We start from the raw sequence: 16995 nt of genomic DNA on the forward strand, positions 1-16995 counted from the left end.
AGTAGGTGAAGAAGATGCTTCCGCAAAATATGGGAAGTGAAACAAATGTTAAGCTTCCTTTTTCCTTTTTCTTTTTTAGTATGGTTGCCTTACTTTTATCACAAACTATACTCGTTTTAAATACAGGAGAATTCGCAAGCGGCAATTTCCGAACACCTGCCATTTGGTCAGCTGCCCATTTATTTATACTCGGGTGGGCATTAATGGTTGCAATGGGATCAATGTATCAACTTGTTCCTGTAGCCTTTTTAACTCCTATTTGGAATGAAAAATTTGGTTATGTCCAGTTTGGAGTTTCCTCCGTTGGAATCATTAGTTTTGCCAGTTTTTTATTTTGGTCACCACAGCATGCTCTCATACCGGGAGTGCTTACAGTTTTAGGAATTTTCATGTTTCTTATTCAAATGCTCATGACATTAAGGAATCAAGCAAGGCCAAATATATTAACAGTCTTTGTCGGAACAGGCTTGCTATGTTTATTTTTAACTATTTTTTTTGGCATTGCTCTTATCATTTCATGGAAAACAGGATTACTAGGCGCTGGGTATCAAGCTTTCTTTAAAAGCCATCTCTTACTTGGTGTTGGAGGCTGGTTTACATTTCTAATATTTGGTTTCTCCTATAAAATGGTCCCGATGTTTTCACTATCTCACGGCTATTCAATGGGACTTGCTAAGTATGTTTATATTTGCTATGTAACAGGGATTGTCGTTACGATCATCTCCTTTTTCACAAATGAATCACTATTGATGAAACTAGGTTTCTTCCTTTTATTTATTGGATTTAGTTTATTTGCATGGCATGTTTCAATGATTATCAAAAAACGAATAAAAAGGAAGCTAGATAAGCCCTTTATGTTTGCATTATCTGGAATAGGCTTCGGCGTTTTTTTACACGCTTTGTTTTTTCTAAATCTGTTTACCCAAAATAAAACTAATTTAATAGGGCCATTATTATTCCTTTATCTCATGCTTTGGATTGTACTAAGTATTTTAGGATATTTATATAAAATTGTTCCTTTCTTATGGTGGACTCATAAATACAGTAAAGAAATAGGCAAAAAAACCGTTCCTGCATTAAAGGATATGCTGAATGAAAACTTAGCAGTTACTTTATTATCTATACTGATCCTAAGCTGTTTTATCATATATCTTGGATTCATCATTCAAATAAGCGCGATTTTGACAATTGGAATCGTATTGCTAGCATTATCCATCTTATCAACTGCCATTTCAATATTACTCGTTATATTAAATAAATGAGGTGTTAACAAGTGGAAATTATTAAAAAAGTACGCGAAGAGTTAAAAACGGTTTATGACCCAGAGTTAAATATTAATGTAGTAGATTTAGGATTAATTTATGATATTAAGCAGACTTCTGACCGATCGGTTGAAATTGACATGACTTTAACAACTCCCGGGTGTCCATTACATGATAGTATCACGAGTGGTGTGAAGCATTGCGTAGAACAAATGGCGGAGATCGATCAAGTAGTTGTTAATCTAGTCTGGCAGCCCGCATGGTCACCAGATAAAATGTCGGATGAAGCGAAGAGGATATTACGTTAAAATAAAAACGGTGATGAAAGATCGCTTGTTAGCGATCTTCTCCATCACCGTTTTTTGATATAGGAAGAATACTATTAATTTTATGAAGAACTTTTTCATTCATATTTTCGTCCATTAATATGTGAATTGTGCCTTTATCGTCATGACTACGAATCAATCTTCCAATACCTTGTCTTAAACGAAGAATCATATATGGCAAGTCCACTTCTTCGAATGGATTCGTTGCCCCTTCTCTTTTCGCTTCAAAAACTGGATCAATAGGTGGATAAGGCAAAGAATAGATGATTACATTCTCTAGCGACCTGCCTGGGACATCTAGCCCTTCCCAAAGATGAATAGAACATAGGACAGAATGTTCATCATTTTGAAAGTTCGAAACAAGTGTACTTATTTCTGCGTCCCCTTCGAAATAAATAGGGAATGGCAACTCCTTTAAATAAGCCTTCACCTGCTTCATTTCTTCTGTGTTATTTAATAAAAGCAAAGCCCTACCTTCTGAACGTAAAATTTCTTCCTTTACATATCGAAGTTTTTCATCCAATCGGTCATTTGAGAAGGTCGGCATAATAATTTTCATATTATCATCATAATCGAATGGGGATGCGACTGAAAAGTGTAAGTAATCATCAATCCCAAGACTTTGCGCAATATAGTTAAAGGACTGATCATCAGATAAGGTTGCCGAAGAAAAGATGTAAGGTTTTTCCTGTGAAAATACTTCTTGGCGCATAATATCTTCCACTAATTTAGGCATGATTACTAGCGTTCTCTCTCCATGATGGTGTTCAAACCAGGTAATACCCTTTTGGCCCTTTAAAAATAAAGATAATGAATAGGTAATTTGTTCTAAATATTCTTCAACAATCTTTAAATCATACTCATTAATTACGTATAACTCACTTTCAAAAACAAGTTCTTCCTCTACTTGCTGTAATATGGTCAGAAGTTTAGACGCGGAATGAAGGACATTTTTGGTTTTTTCAACCTTATGTTTTTCCGAGCCTAAAGTTGATTGCGAGACATTTTCTAGTAATGTAAAAAATGATTCACTTTCAAATATGGCATCCTCGATTAGAAGTAATGTTTTTTCCCTCACATCATTTGCCATTATTTTTGACAATAATTTTTCAAGTGTTTGTTCTGTAAACCGGTACGTTAACGCTTTCTGACAAGCATATTCCAAAAGATGACCTTCATCAAAAATGACACAGCTGCCTTCGGGAAGCAATGGCAATTGGCCTTCTCTTTTTCTCGATTCTTTCGTCCAAATATGCTCCATATAAAAATCATGTGAACAAATAATAATGTCTTTTGCATTTCGATAATAGTCACGGTGTAAGGTTTGCCCACATCGATGTCTTTGGTGACAGCTAAAGCAATCCTGCACAGAATCCCATGCAATTTGCTCCCACTGTTCGTCTTGCAAATGAGCAAAATCTTTACGGTCTCCATAATGGGTGAAAGTCTGCATCGAACCTTTGCCATGTACAAAGTCAGGAAGACCATGGAAGACTTCTTGAAAGACGTTCTCCTCTTCTCTTGCCATTGCTGACTCTAGCTTGTTAAGACATAAATAGGAATCCCTTGACTTTGCTAAACGGACATCCATATTTAATCCTAAAGCCGCTTCAATTTTAGCGATATCGCCTTCTTTTTTAACAAGCTGTTCAATTAATGTTTCATCTGCGCAGGCAATGATAGCGGGACGATTAGTATATCTAGCGTAGCAAATGGCATATAAAAGATAGGCAATCGTTTTTCCAGTTCCGACTCCCGCTTCCGCAAACATCACCTTTTTTTCTTTAAATGCTTTTTCTAATTGAAAAGCCATGTAAATTTGTTCATCGCGTATTTCAAACCCTGATTCGGGAAGTATATCGTAAAACACGTCTCCAATCCAATCCCCTAATTTCTCATAAAAAGATTCTGTCTTCGAGACAGAAAACGGTAAACGATTTGACATAAAAACCTCCTAGGAAAATTAAAAAAGCGGAAGCGCCTTGGTCAGCCCCGACAAGCAAATGCTTCGCCACCCAAAAAGTCGTTCTTTGACTTTTTGGGTGGCGAACATTTGACCTCGAGGTCGACAATAGCGCGACGTCCTGTCGCATTGTCGACACTAGTACATCCTGTACGTCGTGGCTAGGACGCTTGTGCTGGACAATTTTAGAAGTCCAATACCGTTATACTTTCTTATATATTTAAACAGTCTCGACTACTGTTGTCGAGACTGCAGTTTGATGATCATTCTTGAACTCGCGGTGGTCGTGGTCCCCAGTATTGGTATAAATCAGTGCGAATAAACCCATTAAAAAGTTTTCGTTTTTTTGTCGCGGGTTTACCATAAAGCTGCTCGAAATTTTCATTAGAGGTTAAAATATACACTGACCAAGTATCCAATTTAGTGAAGGCTTTTCCCATTTCTTTGTACATCGTTTCAACTGCACTCTTTTCCCCAATCCTTTCACCATAAGGCGGGTTCCCAACTATTACCCCATACTGCAAATTAGTAGATATATCTCGTACTTGCATTTGTTTGAAACGGACTAAATCACCTAATCCTGCTTCAAAGGCATTTTCCTCCGCTATTTTCACCATACGATGATCAATATCGGAGCCAAAAATTTCAAGTGGCTGATCATATTTAGCTAAATCTTCAGCTTCCAGGCGAACATCATTCCATGTTTGCTTAGAAATCCAGTTCCAACCTTCTGAAACAAAATCACGATTAAATCCAGGTGCTATATTTTGACCAATTAAAGCAGCCTCAATCGGAATAGTGCCTGAGCCACAAAACGGATCAATAAATGGTTTATCGGGATACCAATTTGTTAACATAATAAGTGCTGCTGCTAATGTTTCTTTTAATGGGGCTTCCCCTTGGTCTGTTCGATAGCCGCGTTTATGTAAACCTTTTCCACTAGTATCCAGTGTTATGGTTGCAACATCTTTTAATAAAGCAACTTCAATTTTAAATAATGCACCGTTTTCTTCAAACCAAGTATTTCTTTTATAATGTTTCTTCATTCTTTCCACAATAGCTTTTTTCACAATTGCTTGACAGTCTGAAACGCTAAAAAGCTGTGATTTGACTGATTTTCCTGTAACAGGGAATTCTGCATCTTCCGGTAAATAGCGCTCCCAAGGTAATGCTTTCGTTTTTTCAAAAAGCTCATCGAAGGTTGTTGCTTTAAATTCACCGATTACCACCTTGATTCGGTCGGCTGTTCTAAGCCACATATTACATCTAGCAATGGCTTTCTCATCGCCTTCAAAAATAATCTTTCCATTATCCACTTCACAATCATATCCAAGTGCCCTTACCTCTTTTGCAACTAGAGCTTCCAAGCCCATAGCTGCTGTAGCAATTAACTTATACTTTGTCATTTTTTCACCTATTTTTCGTAATGTACAGTATAAATAGTACCGAACTAATTTATCACATCTTTATTTTAATGTCTTTATTTTCGAATTACAAACCCATACAAGTAAAAAGCCCTCCAAATCAAGGAGAGCTTGAACCTTCATCTTTACATTTATTTCATCAATTGCGTTCTGTAAGCCATGTTCTGTACCATAGTACTGCAAACGACTAAAAAGTCTTGTACACAGGTGGTAATCATCTATCTACAGAATCAAAGATCCTGTCCTTCTCTCTCGTTCATTTCCTTAGAGAAGGTGCCCCTACCATCGTTTGGGTTGCTCGCTCGTGGGGTTTACCGCGTTCCACCCTTTTCATTTCTGAAAAGGCTCCGTCACTGTGGCACTTTTATAGGTATTCATGCCATATCCGTTAAAGGACTTAGGCATTTTCCCGGCCGTCAGCTAGAGTCTTGCTCTAACTGCCCTAGCTTATGATTTCGCTAGGCACGAACACTACGAGCATCTCAGCATCGTGCGAGCATGGACTTTCCTCTACAATTTACATTGCAGCGATTACCCGAACGCAATTAATTACTACATGTTGTATTATATGTAATGATGATAACTAAATCAATGTTTTTAATTAGAAAATAAGGTAAACATTATCAATCGTACAATTTACTGCCAAAAACATGCTTTTCAAGATTTGACAATCTTTTTAAAATATCAAAATTTGTTGTACCTGCAGATTGTGCCGGTTGACGACGTGAATTATCTTCAAGTTGTTTCTTCAAACGAAGATTTTCTTGTTGTAAATCTTCAATTTCTTGATGAAATGTTTCATAGTCCTTAATAATAAAATCTAAAAATTTATCTACATCCTCTTGCTTGTATCCTCTTACTGATGTTTTAAATTCTTTTTCTAAAATATCCTTCGCCGTTAATTTCACTTTATCTGACAACATTACATTCACCTCGGAATATCTCCAATCATACCATCTATTTTTTCAAAAATAGTTGTGATTGTCAATTTTATCTTAATATTGATCCATTTTTTTACTCATTTCTTCCTCTACAATCAATTGTAAATCATAAAATGATATTTCACGTATCTCATAATTATGTGTTTCCATATAGCGTTTTGCTGCTTCATAGAAAAATTTAGGACTTCCTTCTTTTTCTGGATCATACATAATGATCGCCAATTCGCTTTTATGAAGCATAACTTGATTTTTCAAATAAAATTGTTTTGGATTTTCATATGGTTTATGCGTAATTGACTCGACAAAATCCGCCTGCGCCAAAACAGATTCATACCATTCTCTATTGTTTTCACTCCATGTCACTTCTTGGGAAAAAAATGGCGTCAACACAGCAAGTTTTAAATCAGGAAAATAGGTTTGAAAGTCAAAAACGACTTCTGCTGCCCATAATTCCACTCCAAGTTGCCCACTAATGATTACCCATTCTAAACCTTCCTCAATTAACGGTGCTAACTCTTTCATAATAGCCTTTTTAATAAATTCTACTGATGCATGATCTTTTTTGAATATCCCAAGCTCATGTGGCTTGTATCCTGTGATGGTTACATTCTTCTTCAAATGATCTTCGCCCTCATTTAAATTTTCTATACTAATCATACTAGACAAAAGTCAAAATATGAACAAAATATTTAGAAATGCGTGAGGCGCCTTGGTCAGCCCGACAAGCAAGTGCTTTGGCACCCGGAAAGTCGATCTCTGACTTTTTGAATGTCGAACATTTGGACACGAGGTCGACAACTTCGCAACCTCCTGAAGCATTGTCGACACTAGAATATCCTGTAAGTCGGGGCTAGAACGCTTGCGCAAGACAATTTTCTAAGTCCAAAAATGTTATACTTTCTTACCTAATAAAAAAACAAGGGCATATGCGCCCCTGCTTCTTTTACATCTATCTTCCTACTCCCGGATACATTCCAGGTCCTGGTCCGAATCCTGGGCTCATTCCCGGTCCTGCTCCAAATCCTGGGCCCATTCCCACTCCTGGGCCTGCTCCAAACCCTGGTGCCATTCCTGGTCCAGGTCCTGAGCAATTAAAATGTTGATGTGTGACTTCACCCACTACAGATTGAGTATGCGGGAAATAGTGCTTATGCTGGAAATTTTGATGATTGACTGTAGTCGTATGTGATGGATGAATATGTGGAACAATCGTATTTGCAAAAGTATGGTTTGTGCAACACTTTGTTGGGTGCACAATGGCTGGCAAAATATTATTTGGTCGACAAAACATTAGACAATCTCCTTTCGATATTTTATTAGTTGTTTACACTAATAGCCTATGATGAAAGGGTTTATCTTGTACTAATGAAAATACCTATTTTTCATAAATTTATAGAATAGAATAAAAACTATCTTTTAAAGATGTAAAAATAAACGCAGTTAAACAAATGACAATAAAGAATAAAAGTAAAATTGCTTTGTACAATGTGCCCAACTCCATTAAATCATAGTCATACAATTTTACATTTTACAGCTTCCATCCTTTTCAAACAACAGGCAAATTATGGCGAATTATTGACAATTTTATTCTTTATTATTTTTACAAAGTTTCCCTCTATTTCTTTTTATTCTCTTTTCAATTTCTGAGATTCCTATTTTTTTGGATGAGCCTTTATTAATCAGGTCTAATGCAATGTCGCAATAATGAATGGCTTTATTAAAGTCTTTAAAATGGTGCTCCCATATTTTAGCAACCTCGATACATGCCTCGATTTGAATATCAGGATTTCCCTTTGATGTTACTACTTTTTGAAAATAGTAAAGGCTTTCGTCCACATTCTTTTGTTTCTTATAAACGTAGCCGAGATGTAATTGAGAATGTGTAGAAACCACATCATTTTTATTTTCAATCTCTTCATATACCTCTTTAGCAGAAGAAATTTCCCCGAGAGCATTAAACCATCTACCTACTTCAAACTTTTCCTTGACGGTTTGATTTTGATCCTTACCTAAGATTTGGTAGGAAAGATGTGTATACAATGTGATTAACGATAGGATGTCTGATTCATTATGATGCAACATTTTAAACATTCCTTCAGGATCTTTTCTCTCAACATAATCAAAATAAATCATTGGTGCTAAAAAACCCGGTGTATCATCCGTCCGATTGACTCCTAGTACCTCTTTTTCTACAATAGCTAGTTTCATTCGTTCTAAGCGATGCTTCCACATTCGTCTAGACGAATGAAACAAATCAAAATGGCCGAATTCCGGAAGCTTCGGTACGTGATCACGAATTAACGTATGCCGGGTTTTTACTTGTGGCCAATCGAAGGATTTTCCATTATATGTAACAAGTGTTTCGTAATCAACTTGACTTAAAAAACTATAATATAACGGAATTTCAGCACCTGGATGTGGCAGGATATGTTGTGTCAAGATGATCTCCTGCTTATTAAGGGCTGCATGACCTAAAATAAAAATCGTATTCCCAACGCCACCTCCTAAACCAGTTGTCTCTGTATCAAAGAAAAACAACTGTTCTGCTTGAAACCCTTTCGTGGATAAAGGATGGTTAAGATGGCTATGGTTCCATGACTCCACCGCATTAAGATATTCACCTAATTGATAACGACCGTGCTGAAACTGTAATGGAAAAGACTTTTTACGTATAAAACAGTATTGACCATCCATGAAAAAGGGGCTTGCTCCTTCATCTTGCCATTTATCTAAAAAGGGTATCTCCAACGATGGGCTTATTTGATGATTGTCGATTGCCAATTCCTTATTCACGATATGTGTTTTTATTCGATTTAACTTATTTTTAAGTGACATATTGATTTCCTACCTCTAGAAATAACGAAAGTAGCTTTAAAACATCTCTTTTACCTTGTTCATGAAAAGAATCTGTGCCAATACAGGAAGGACACCCGTCCTCACATTGACAACTCTCTACCATTTTCACAGCACTTTCTAGTATCATTTCCATTCCTGTATATAAAGAATCGCTTAATCCTATACCGCCAGGATACCTGTCATAGAAGAAAATCGTTGGTTTCTCATTATGTGAAGCTTTTAATTGTGGGACAACATGAACATCTTGTGGATCACACATGACATACAATGGGGCAATATGCTTTAATACATGGGACACACCAATTAACCCTTGTTCTAAACGTTCTTGTCCGAACTTTTCCATACCTTTATTCAAAGAAATCCAGGCAGAACTAGTATGAAGCTCAGCTTCAGGTAAATGAATTGGTCCTGAACCGATATTTTCATGAGATTCGAATTTAATTTTTTTAAAAATAGTCGCCATAGCTTGGATCGTCACATCCCCATATGCTATCTCCACTTCATTCGACTCCCTTTGTTTATCCACTTCTAACACTTTAAGCTGCACAGCAAGATTAGCATCAGTAAAGTAATCAACCTCTACTTCACGTACATATGCCTTTTTTTCCTCCCAGTCCAACTTTTCAACTTGATACTGGATGCCTTGATGTAAGTAGATCGCTTCATCATGTAACAATGTCATCGCTGAAAATTGATCCATCTCACCGATAACCTTTACAGCAGCCACTTCAGATTGATCAATAATAATCACGTTTTCCCCAGATGCAGATCTTAAGCTAATATTGTGAGCTGGGAATGAATCGTTCATCCAGAAGTACTTATCACCATTTTGGAATAATACCCGTTCTTCTGATAAATATTCTAGAATTTCAGCTGTGTCAAGCAATCCAAATGGTTCATTCTTTTTAAATGGTAATTCAAATGCAGCACATTTCATATGGTCAATCAGAATGATCAAGTTATCCGGGTTAATTCTCGCCGTTTCTGGACTCTTATTGAAAAAGTAGTCAGGATTTTGGATAATATATTGGTCTAATGGGCTAGAGCTTGCCACTAATATAACAAGTGATTCACCATGCCGTCTTCCAGCACGGCCAGCTTGCTGCCAAACACTTGCAATATTTCCAGGGTATCCAGTCATAATACATGCTTGTAGCTGACCAATATCAACCCCTAATTCAAGAGCATTTGTACTGATCACACCATAAATTTCTCCATTTCTTAAACCTTTTTCAATTTCACGACGTTCCGTAGGTAAGTATCCCCCTCGATAACCGCGAATTGATTTAGGACCTAGCTGATTTTTTACCAAATCTTGAAGATAAGATAGTAAAATTTCCACACGTACCCTGCTTCTAGCAAAAATAATCGTTTGTATTTTATTTTTCAATAAATTTGCTGCTAATTTTCTAGCCTCAAGAGTGGCGCTTCTACGAATATTTAACGGTTTATTAACAATTGGTGGATTGTAGAATAAAAAATGTTTGGTACCCGAAGGTGCACCATTATTATCGATTAATTCCATTTTCTTTTCCGTAAGTGTTTCTGCAAGCTCTAGTGGATTCGCTATAGTTGCGGATGTGCAAATGAAAATCGGATCACTACCATAATAGTTACAAATCCTTTTCAATCTCCGAATGACATTCGCCACATGACTGCCAAATACTCCTCTATAAATATGAAGTTCGTCAATAACGATATATTTAAGGTTTTCAAACAATGAAACCCATTTCGTGTGATGGGGTAAAATTGCCGAATGCAGCATATCGGGATTTGTAATCACAATATGTCCCGCTTTTCGCACCTTTTGGCGGATGTTTGCAGGAGTGTCTCCATCATATGTATAACTATTCAAATTCATATCTGAAGACTGAATCAACTCATTAATCTCACTTTTTTGATCCTGAGCAAGTGCCTTTGTAGGAAAAATATATAAGGCTCTTGAGTTCTTATTATCTAAAATAGATTGCAAGATTGGTAAGTTATAACAAAGAGTTTTCCCTGATGCAGTAGGAGTAACAGCCACTATCGATTGATTATTCTGTACTCGCTCATACGCAGTTCGTTGGTGGCTATATAATTGGTCGATTCCTTTATTCTTTAAAGCCTCAATTAATTTATGATGAAGATTCACTGGAAGTGGTTCTGTAATGGCAGGCTTAGATTCTAACGTATGCCAATGGACAATATTTTCGTGAAAACTTTCTTGAAGTTTTATTTCTGCTAAAATGGTTTGCAAAGATTTACGAACATTCATTTCTTTCACCTCATCATATCTATTTTAACGAATAGATGTTCGTTTCAAAAGAGGAAATAAATAAATATTTTCCCTTTCCACTAATTCCCTAATTTTTTAAAGTTCTATTCACATTGTTTAGACGATAAATTTGTCCGTTGATTGTTGCAAGGGTACTCGCTTTCCGCGGAAAGCGAGAATCCTGGAGTGGAAATCAACCACTACTTTTTCAAGCAACACAGTTTAAGAAAACAGCCTGATTAAAACTCCAACGTGAATAATATATTTGTTAAAAGATTGTTTAAACTGGCTATAATGTTAGAATAGAATAAGAGGATTAGTGGATGATTTGGAGTGAAGGAAATGAGAGAAGATCAAATTAAAAAAGTTCTTTCTGACTTTATGCTTTTTAGAGATTTAAATGAGCTAGAAATTGAAAAGATTGTGCAAATTTCTTTATCACGAACGTGGAAAAAAAACAGTTATATTTTTTTACAAGGTGAACCATTAGATAATGTGTATTTTATCGATGAGGGAAAGGTGAAAATTTATAAAAGTGATATAAACGGAAGAGAGCAAATTGTCTCGATATTAAAAAAAGGCGAAATGTTCCCACATGTTGGTTTCTTCCGAAAGGGAAGCTATCCAGCAAATGCAGAAGTGTTAGAGAAAGCGACTTTAGTTGTTGTCCCTATTGCCAAATTCGAAAATGTATTAATTGAAAATCCTGAACTTTGCATTAAAGTGTTTAAAGTGTTAGGAGAGAAAATTGTCAATTTGCAAAATCGCCTCGAAGAACAAATTCTAAATAATACATATGAACAAATCATTAAACTTCTCATTCGTTTAGGAGAAGAGCACGGCACAGCAAATGAAGATGGTTCAGTAACCTTAAAAAATGAGTTTACCAATAAGGATTTAGCAAATATGATCGGTACAACAAGAGAAACAGTTAGCCGAACACTAACAAAAATGAAAAAAGAAGAATTAATCGAAATGGACGAACATGGAAATATGATTCTATATCCAGAAACATTAATGGATGAGATCTTTTGATTAAAAAAAGCGCGGGGCGCCTTGATCAGCCGCGACAAGCAAATGCCGTCCCAAAGAGGAGGTTTGCTCTTTAACCTCATCTTTGGGGCGCCATTTGGCCTCGAGGTCGACAAAGGTGCGACGTCCTGTCGCATTGTCGACACTAGTACTTCCTGTACGTAGGGGCTAGGACGCTTGCGCTGGACGTGGATTATACAAGTTATGAAGTTATCCAAATCCGAGTATTTTATAATTTCCTATACATCAAAAAAGGTCATAACAAATTCTGTTATGACCTTTTTTGTCTTCTTGGCATTAACTTCGGTTCAAAACCGGTTTTAATCCAAGGTGTTCTCTGATAATTCGATTGATAACGATTTTTTAAGCCATTTGCTAAAAGGCTAAAAGAAAGTGTCGTAATTAACAATAATACTAATGGGATTTGTAAAATATATTGTGACCCATAAATATTTCCACGTGCTGACCCTACTAAACCTGATAATTCTTTGGTTATTGATAAATAGATCGTTGGGTCTGTTCTAACAATGGTTCCACCGATAAAAATGTCCATTAAAGCCAGTTGCCCCATTATCGTAATCACGTATACAATTTCTAAAATAAACATAACAAGTAGAGATTCCTTCATTTGTGGAAAAATATGTTTCCAGATAATCCGATGTCGGTTTGCTCCTAACGTTCTTGCAGCCTCAATAAATACAGACTTAGAGATTTCATGAGACTTTTTTCTAACTGAAGAAATAATACTTGGAATACTTATAATTGAAGTTAAGATAATAAAGTAAAGTATTAATTGAGAAGACTCTAATTCTACCTTATTATTAAAATTGATTGGATTAAAAAAGAAATAGAGAATTAAAAATAATGGCACATAACTCCATGAAACCTCAATCGACTCCATCCAACTGGGGGTTTCCTTCCAAGTTCCTACATATATCCCGATGATCGTACCAGCAAGCATTTTGATTATCGTAATAGCTAAGGAAATAAATATGGTATAACGTATCCCCGTTAACACCATTGACAATAAATCATAGCCCCAACGATCGGTACCTAAAGGATAGATGATTGATTTAAAAGGCTCTAATGGTGGAGCAATAATATCGCCATCTACATAGCTTGTCCCGAGTGTCTCCGTTAATGAGTGTGGAGCCAAAACGGGTCCAAAGATAGCAAGGAAAACAAGGATAAGCACCAGTGTGATACCCAAATAAAATGAGTAATTAATCCGCAGCAGTTTATTCATATAGAAAACCTCTTTTAAACAAATAGAGTCCGAATCTAACAGAAACATAGACAATCAGTGAAATAATAAGCATAGAAAACAAACCAATTGTAATCGGCTGTACTTGCTGACTTAAAAAAATAAATTTTGTTATTCCCGGAACATTTAATAAATATTCAATAATAAACATATTACCAATTGAAAGTGAAACGATCTTTGTTAATTCAGCGACAATAAAAGGTTCGATATTCTTATATACGTGTTGGAAGTTAATATAATTTATCCTCATTCCTTTTGCGATTGCTGTTCGAATATAATCCTCACCACTTATTTGATAATATTTTACGGCAATTAATTTAAATAAGTACAATGTAGGAGCAATACCGACAAGTAACATCGGAAACCATATATTAAGAGCACCTGCATCGGGTCTTAATGATATGATTCTTACCCCTGTTGCCTTATATATATTCACAGCTATTAGTAATGAAAAAATGATAATAATAAAATCAGGAATAATTGCTAAAATATTCAAAAAAACATTAACTATTTTTGTCACTCTAAATCGACTAACGAAGATGCCAAACAATAAGCTTACGAAAACGGCTACGTTCACGCCGACTATCATAATAGATAAACTTGTAAAAAAATTATTTCTTATATCTACAGAAATCTGCCGTTCTTGTCCTCCTAAATGATAAGTTCCAAGACTTCCACTACTAAGTTCCGTAATAAAATTCCCAAAAACCTGTGGTAGATTATCAAATTCCCACGATATACCTTTTGAGATTGGATCTATCCCGATGACACTCGGTAATGACGCTAGTAATAATATTAAAATAATGATAAAAAATATTTGCTGAAGGATTCTTATCATTTTTTATCTCCTTTCTATATAAAGTAAAGATCGCGTTACGATTACTTTATTGAAATAATAATTAATTTCATTTTCCTTATTTCATTTCATATTGTCAATAATATTCTCTATTTTTCGTTAATTCAAGGTAATCACAATAAAGAGTCCAATAAAAAAAGACGAATAGCCATCGTCTTATCTTACAAACATATGAGTTGCTATACTTTAAAAAATCCACCTAATCCTTTCACCATTGAAGAAACCTGACTTACTGCATTCACCATTTGGCCAGCTGTATTCATCATTTTATTTAAATCCAGATTACCATCCTGGCCTTTAAATGAATTCATAATCGTTCCAAATCCACCATTAGGTCTTGGAATCATGTTTGGTTTTGGATAGGGATTGTAGTTCATTTGATTTTGATTCATTTGCATTTGTGAAGTGTACGGATTTTTTGGTTCTAATGGATTATGAAAAATAGACTGAACATTACTCTTCGTTCCCATTAATGCAGATGAATAAGGAGTATGAAAATTATATGACTGTTGATTATTCCATTGGTTGTTCGAGTAGTTTTGGGGATAATTTGAATATGGTTGATGTACGTATGGATTTTGATGAAATGGAGAGTACATCGGAATTGGAGCTGAAGGATAATATGGATTTCCCATATTTAATAACTCCATTTGATTATACTGTCTATTATAACTTTGCATATTTTGTTTTCTCCTAAACATGGGCATACATCTCCTATCGCATTTATCACTACTATACATTATGCCTAACAAACAATAAGGTGAAAAAAATTTTAAAAAGCCTAAAAAAGTTAATTTTCTAGACCTTTTACGAAGGAGTATCTTCAAGAAATTGGATAATACTTTGAAGAACGAATTGCGATGATTGAATGGAGCTTAAAAATATTTTTCTACTTGTATTTGGATAAAAAGATTGAATACTGATTTTTTCAAGATGATCATAAGTTGTCTCTAACTGTTTTTGATTAATATACTTTGGATTTCTTATTTGAATCCATCTTATTGCCACATCCAACCATTCGTCAGCTGTAATCTTTACTATATCCGAAAATGGCTTTACTTCTGTAAAAAAGTCCCCTTCCTTTCCACTGGTCTTTGCTTTCTCAAAATGCTCTTTCCCTTTTTCAATTAGATTAAGAAGTTTATTAGTCGTTATGAAAAGCTGTTTTTCCATCCCCATCCCTCATTTATAAAAAAATAAAAGTAGCCCAAATCAGAAGCTACTCCCATCATTTTATTTATTTTAAAAACCTAATTCAAGTTTTAAGTTTTGGGGAATACTTTGATTCGTTTCTTTTTCACATTTTGTAGCACTTATGTGACGATGATATTTTTGTTCTTTCATTACAATCTTTTCTTCTATTTTTGCCACATTATTGGAATGCTGCTGATAAAGATCATCTCGAAGGTCAGATAACGAACAATCTAGTACTTCCTCTAACTCTTCTAACTGGTCATAAATCTCCGTAAGCATCGTTAATAATTTTTCTTTTGAGCTTTGGTTTTCAATCATTATTAAGACCTCCTAATGTTTTCTTAATCAAGGTATTCTCTAACGATTGAAGGACTCCTTCACACTTGACAAAACTAGAAGTAATTCGCCAAAGAAAGTGTTGTTTTGCATGGAATTCGACAGTTTCTATACAAGGAATGATACGTCCGCAAATAGCACAACCTATTTATTAGGAGGTGTTTTCCTGTGCAAAAACAAGGGAAAGAAAGTAAAAAACAATTAGATCGTCAAAACGAAAATAAACGAGGTTACGGTGATAAAAAATTAGAAGGACCAAATCGTCCATCAACTTAAAGTAAAAACGGCTCAATTAGCCGTTTTTTCTATTTTATTAATTGGTTCAACGCAACTAGTAATTGAATCTGACTTTGTTTTTTTTCATACCAATCATTCAGCTGTATCGGGTGTTTATGGATAATATCCCCAAATAACCATGAATGTGGAACTTTCTTTTTCAAGCTCCAATCCACTTTATTATGAAGGTGATGACTAATAATTGGAAAAGCTGTTCGAAGATATGGCGTTTTTCTATAATTTTTTTTAGAAAAGTAACGTTCATAATCATATCTTGATCCCGTATGTGTTTGTTTCTCAGCGAACACAAAAAAGTCTGGAAATAATTGCGGTTGAAATAGTATATTAGCTAACCTCTTTCCTAAATCAATTCTTTTATCCACTTTTCTGAATCCATTTACACTTGCTCCATAAACTTTGCCTTCACAAGTAGGAAAGAGAACACAACTAAAATGAAACCAATCCTCCATTTGAAAAATGAAAGAATGAAATACACTATTTTTGTATATCGGATGTTTTATCACTGGTTTATGGATCACATTTTGTTCATTTATGATTAAGGCAGTTAGTAATCGATTCTCATCACGCTTGTCCCAATAATGTTCCCATTCATTTTGAATAAAGTCTGAAACTTGGAAATATTCCATGAGGTGAAACAAAGGACGTTTAAATTTCGTCGAATATTTATAAATCATTAATTGTGGAAAAATATCTTGAAAGATAAGCCAATTTGCCCGTTCATATGTCAAATAAAGGAGCTTTCTAAAAGAAGGGTCTAGCAAATTAGAAAAATATTCTCCTTCTAAATCGCACATATTGTAGCCGCTATTTCTTGAAACCATACTTGCAAGAAAGGACCATTTTATTTCTGGATAGGATTTAAAATAGTTAAAATAGGCTTCCGTCCTGGAAAGATTATCTTTATTATGATGTAGTGTTAATTGCTTAATTACATTGACAATCTTTTTATCCGTTTCAAATTGTTGCACTTCGTCATCTGCCTTTTCA

General features: G+C 35.1%; 16 protein-coding genes and 1 other RNA gene. 3 read left to right on the forward strand and 14 right to left on the reverse strand.

What is annotated here, in order from left to right:
* Nucleotides 1-14: 14 nt before the first annotated feature.
* Both ACFSO7_RS17740 and ACFSO7_RS17745 read left to right on the forward strand, forming a co-directional pair.
* A complete protein-coding gene (locus ACFSO7_RS17740; protein WP_377878681.1) occupies nucleotides 15-1262 on the forward strand; it encodes a hypothetical protein in 1248 nt (415 codons plus the stop codon).
* 11 nt (nucleotides 1263-1273) lie between these two features.
* Nucleotides 1274-1570 carry a metal-sulfur cluster assembly factor gene (locus ACFSO7_RS17745; RefSeq protein WP_377878683.1) on the forward strand — a complete coding sequence of 99 codons (297 nt, stop codon included), beginning with the start codon at nucleotides 1274-1276 and terminating at the stop codon, nucleotides 1568-1570.
* A 28-nt stretch (nucleotides 1571-1598) separates the two neighbouring features.
* Here the strand turns inward: ACFSO7_RS17745 and ACFSO7_RS17750 are convergent, their stop codons facing one another.
* The 8 genes from ACFSO7_RS17750 to ACFSO7_RS17785 form a co-directional block, all read right to left on the reverse strand.
* A complete protein-coding gene (locus tag ACFSO7_RS17750; RefSeq protein WP_377878684.1) occupies nucleotides 1599-3533 on the reverse strand; it encodes an ATP-dependent DNA helicase in 1935 nt (644 codons plus the stop codon).
* 281 nt (nucleotides 3534-3814) lie between these two features.
* Entirely contained in the window at nucleotides 3815-4957 is a 1143-nt protein-coding gene (locus ACFSO7_RS17755; protein ID WP_377878685.1) for a THUMP domain-containing class I SAM-dependent RNA methyltransferase, read from the reverse strand.
* Nucleotides 4958-5123: 166 nt separating this feature from the next.
* Nucleotides 5124-5518: RNase P RNA component class B (rnpB, locus tag ACFSO7_RS17760), an RNA gene on the reverse strand.
* A gap of 80 nt (nucleotides 5519-5598) precedes the next feature.
* Complete coding sequence (gene gpsB / locus ACFSO7_RS17765; RefSeq protein ID WP_377879465.1) at nucleotides 5599-5898, reverse strand: cell division regulator GpsB; 300 nt, start codon at nucleotides 5896-5898, stop codon at nucleotides 5599-5601.
* Nucleotides 5899-5970: 72 nt separating this feature from the next.
* Nucleotides 5971-6534 (reverse strand): SLOG family protein, encoded by a 564-nt coding sequence (locus ACFSO7_RS17770; protein WP_377878686.1) that lies wholly within the window; start codon nucleotides 6532-6534, stop codon nucleotides 5971-5973.
* A 331-nt stretch (nucleotides 6535-6865) separates the two neighbouring features.
* A complete protein-coding gene (locus ACFSO7_RS17775; protein WP_377878687.1) occupies nucleotides 6866-7207 on the reverse strand; it encodes a CotD family spore coat protein in 342 nt (113 codons plus the stop codon).
* 293 nt (nucleotides 7208-7500) lie between these two features.
* Complete coding sequence (locus ACFSO7_RS17780) at nucleotides 7501-8751, reverse strand: ribonuclease H-like domain-containing protein (protein ID WP_377878688.1); 1251 nt, start codon at nucleotides 8749-8751, stop codon at nucleotides 7501-7503.
* Entirely contained in the window at nucleotides 8741-11029 is a 2289-nt protein-coding gene (locus ACFSO7_RS17785; RefSeq protein WP_377878689.1) for a DEAD/DEAH box helicase, read from the reverse strand. The genes ACFSO7_RS17780 and ACFSO7_RS17785 overlap by 11 nt, the downstream gene beginning before the upstream one ends.
* Nucleotides 11030-11371: 342 nt before the next feature.
* Here ACFSO7_RS17785 and ACFSO7_RS17790 point away from each other — a divergent pair, with 342 nt between their 5' ends.
* A complete protein-coding gene (locus ACFSO7_RS17790) occupies nucleotides 11372-12064 on the forward strand; it encodes a Crp/Fnr family transcriptional regulator (RefSeq protein ID WP_377878690.1) in 693 nt (230 codons plus the stop codon).
* 268 nt (nucleotides 12065-12332) lie between these two features.
* Here ACFSO7_RS17790 and ACFSO7_RS17795 read toward each other — a convergent pair whose 3' ends face one another.
* The 6 genes from ACFSO7_RS17795 to ACFSO7_RS17820 form a co-directional block, all read right to left on the reverse strand.
* The gene (locus tag ACFSO7_RS17795; protein ID WP_377878691.1) at nucleotides 12333-13307 is read right to left on the reverse strand and encodes an ABC transporter permease; all 975 of its coding nucleotides are present in this window, start codon (nucleotides 13305-13307) and stop codon (nucleotides 12333-12335) included.
* Nucleotides 13300-14163, reverse strand: a complete 864-nt coding sequence (locus ACFSO7_RS17800) for an ABC transporter permease subunit (protein ID WP_377878693.1) — start codon at nucleotides 14161-14163, stop codon at nucleotides 13300-13302. Before ACFSO7_RS17800 ends, ACFSO7_RS17795 begins: the two co-directional genes overlap by 8 nt.
* A 197-nt stretch (nucleotides 14164-14360) precedes the next feature.
* Nucleotides 14361-14861, reverse strand: a complete 501-nt coding sequence (locus ACFSO7_RS17805) for a YppG family protein (protein WP_377878694.1) — start codon at nucleotides 14859-14861, stop codon at nucleotides 14361-14363.
* A 127-nt stretch (nucleotides 14862-14988) separates the two neighbouring features.
* A complete protein-coding gene (locus ACFSO7_RS17810) occupies nucleotides 14989-15354 on the reverse strand; it encodes a YppE family protein (protein ID WP_377878695.1) in 366 nt (121 codons plus the stop codon).
* A 69-nt stretch (nucleotides 15355-15423) separates the two neighbouring features.
* Nucleotides 15424-15693, reverse strand: coding sequence for a hypothetical protein (locus ACFSO7_RS17815; protein ID WP_377878696.1), 270 nt, complete (start codon nucleotides 15691-15693; stop codon nucleotides 15424-15426).
* Between the two features lie 323 nt (nucleotides 15694-16016).
* The gene (locus ACFSO7_RS17820) at nucleotides 16017-16976 is read right to left on the reverse strand and encodes a DUF2515 family protein (RefSeq protein WP_377878697.1); all 960 of its coding nucleotides are present in this window, start codon (nucleotides 16974-16976) and stop codon (nucleotides 16017-16019) included.
* Nucleotides 16977-16995: the final 19 nt, after the last annotated feature.

Source organism: Bacillus sp. CGMCC 1.16607, assembly GCF_042683745.1.
GTDB lineage: Bacteria > Bacillota > Bacilli > Bacillales > Cytobacillaceae > Pseudoneobacillus.

Excerpts from the sequence above, each read along its gene's own strand:
- ACFSO7_RS17815 (WP_377878696.1), bottom strand. The coding sequence starts at position 15,693 with ATGATTGAAAACCAAAGCTCAAAAGAAAAATTATTAACGATGCTTACG.
- ACFSO7_RS17810 (WP_377878695.1), bottom strand. The coding sequence starts at position 15,354 with ATGGAAAAACAGCTTTTCATAACGACTAATAAACTTCTTAATCTAATT.
- ACFSO7_RS17775 (WP_377878687.1), bottom strand. The coding sequence starts at position 7,207 with ATGTTTTGTCGACCAAATAATATTTTGCCAGCCATTGTGCACCCAACA.
- ACFSO7_RS17740 (WP_377878681.1), top strand. The coding sequence starts at position 15 with ATGCTTCCGCAAAATATGGGAAGTGAAACAAATGTTAAGCTTCCTTTT.
- ACFSO7_RS17785 (WP_377878689.1), bottom strand. The coding sequence starts at position 11,029 with ATGAATGTTCGTAAATCTTTGCAAACCATTTTAGCAGAAATAAAACTT.
- ACFSO7_RS17795 (WP_377878691.1), bottom strand. The coding sequence starts at position 13,307 with ATGAATAAACTGCTGCGGATTAATTACTCATTTTATTTGGGTATCACA.
- ACFSO7_RS17750 (WP_377878684.1), bottom strand. The coding sequence starts at position 3,533 with ATGTCAAATCGTTTACCGTTTTCTGTCTCGAAGACAGAATCTTTTTAT.
- ACFSO7_RS17780 (WP_377878688.1), bottom strand. The coding sequence starts at position 8,751 with ATGTCACTTAAAAATAAGTTAAATCGAATAAAAACACATATCGTGAAT.
- ACFSO7_RS17790 (WP_377878690.1), top strand. The coding sequence starts at position 11,372 with ATGAGAGAAGATCAAATTAAAAAAGTTCTTTCTGACTTTATGCTTTTT.
- gpsB (WP_377879465.1), bottom strand. The coding sequence starts at position 5,898 with ATGTTGTCAGATAAAGTGAAATTAACGGCGAAGGATATTTTAGAAAAA.
- ACFSO7_RS17800 (WP_377878693.1), bottom strand. The coding sequence starts at position 14,163 with ATGATAAGAATCCTTCAGCAAATATTTTTTATCATTATTTTAATATTA.
- ACFSO7_RS17755 (WP_377878685.1), bottom strand. The coding sequence starts at position 4,957 with ATGACAAAGTATAAGTTAATTGCTACAGCAGCTATGGGCTTGGAAGCT.
- ACFSO7_RS17805 (WP_377878694.1), bottom strand. The coding sequence starts at position 14,861 with ATGCAAAGTTATAATAGACAGTATAATCAAATGGAGTTATTAAATATG.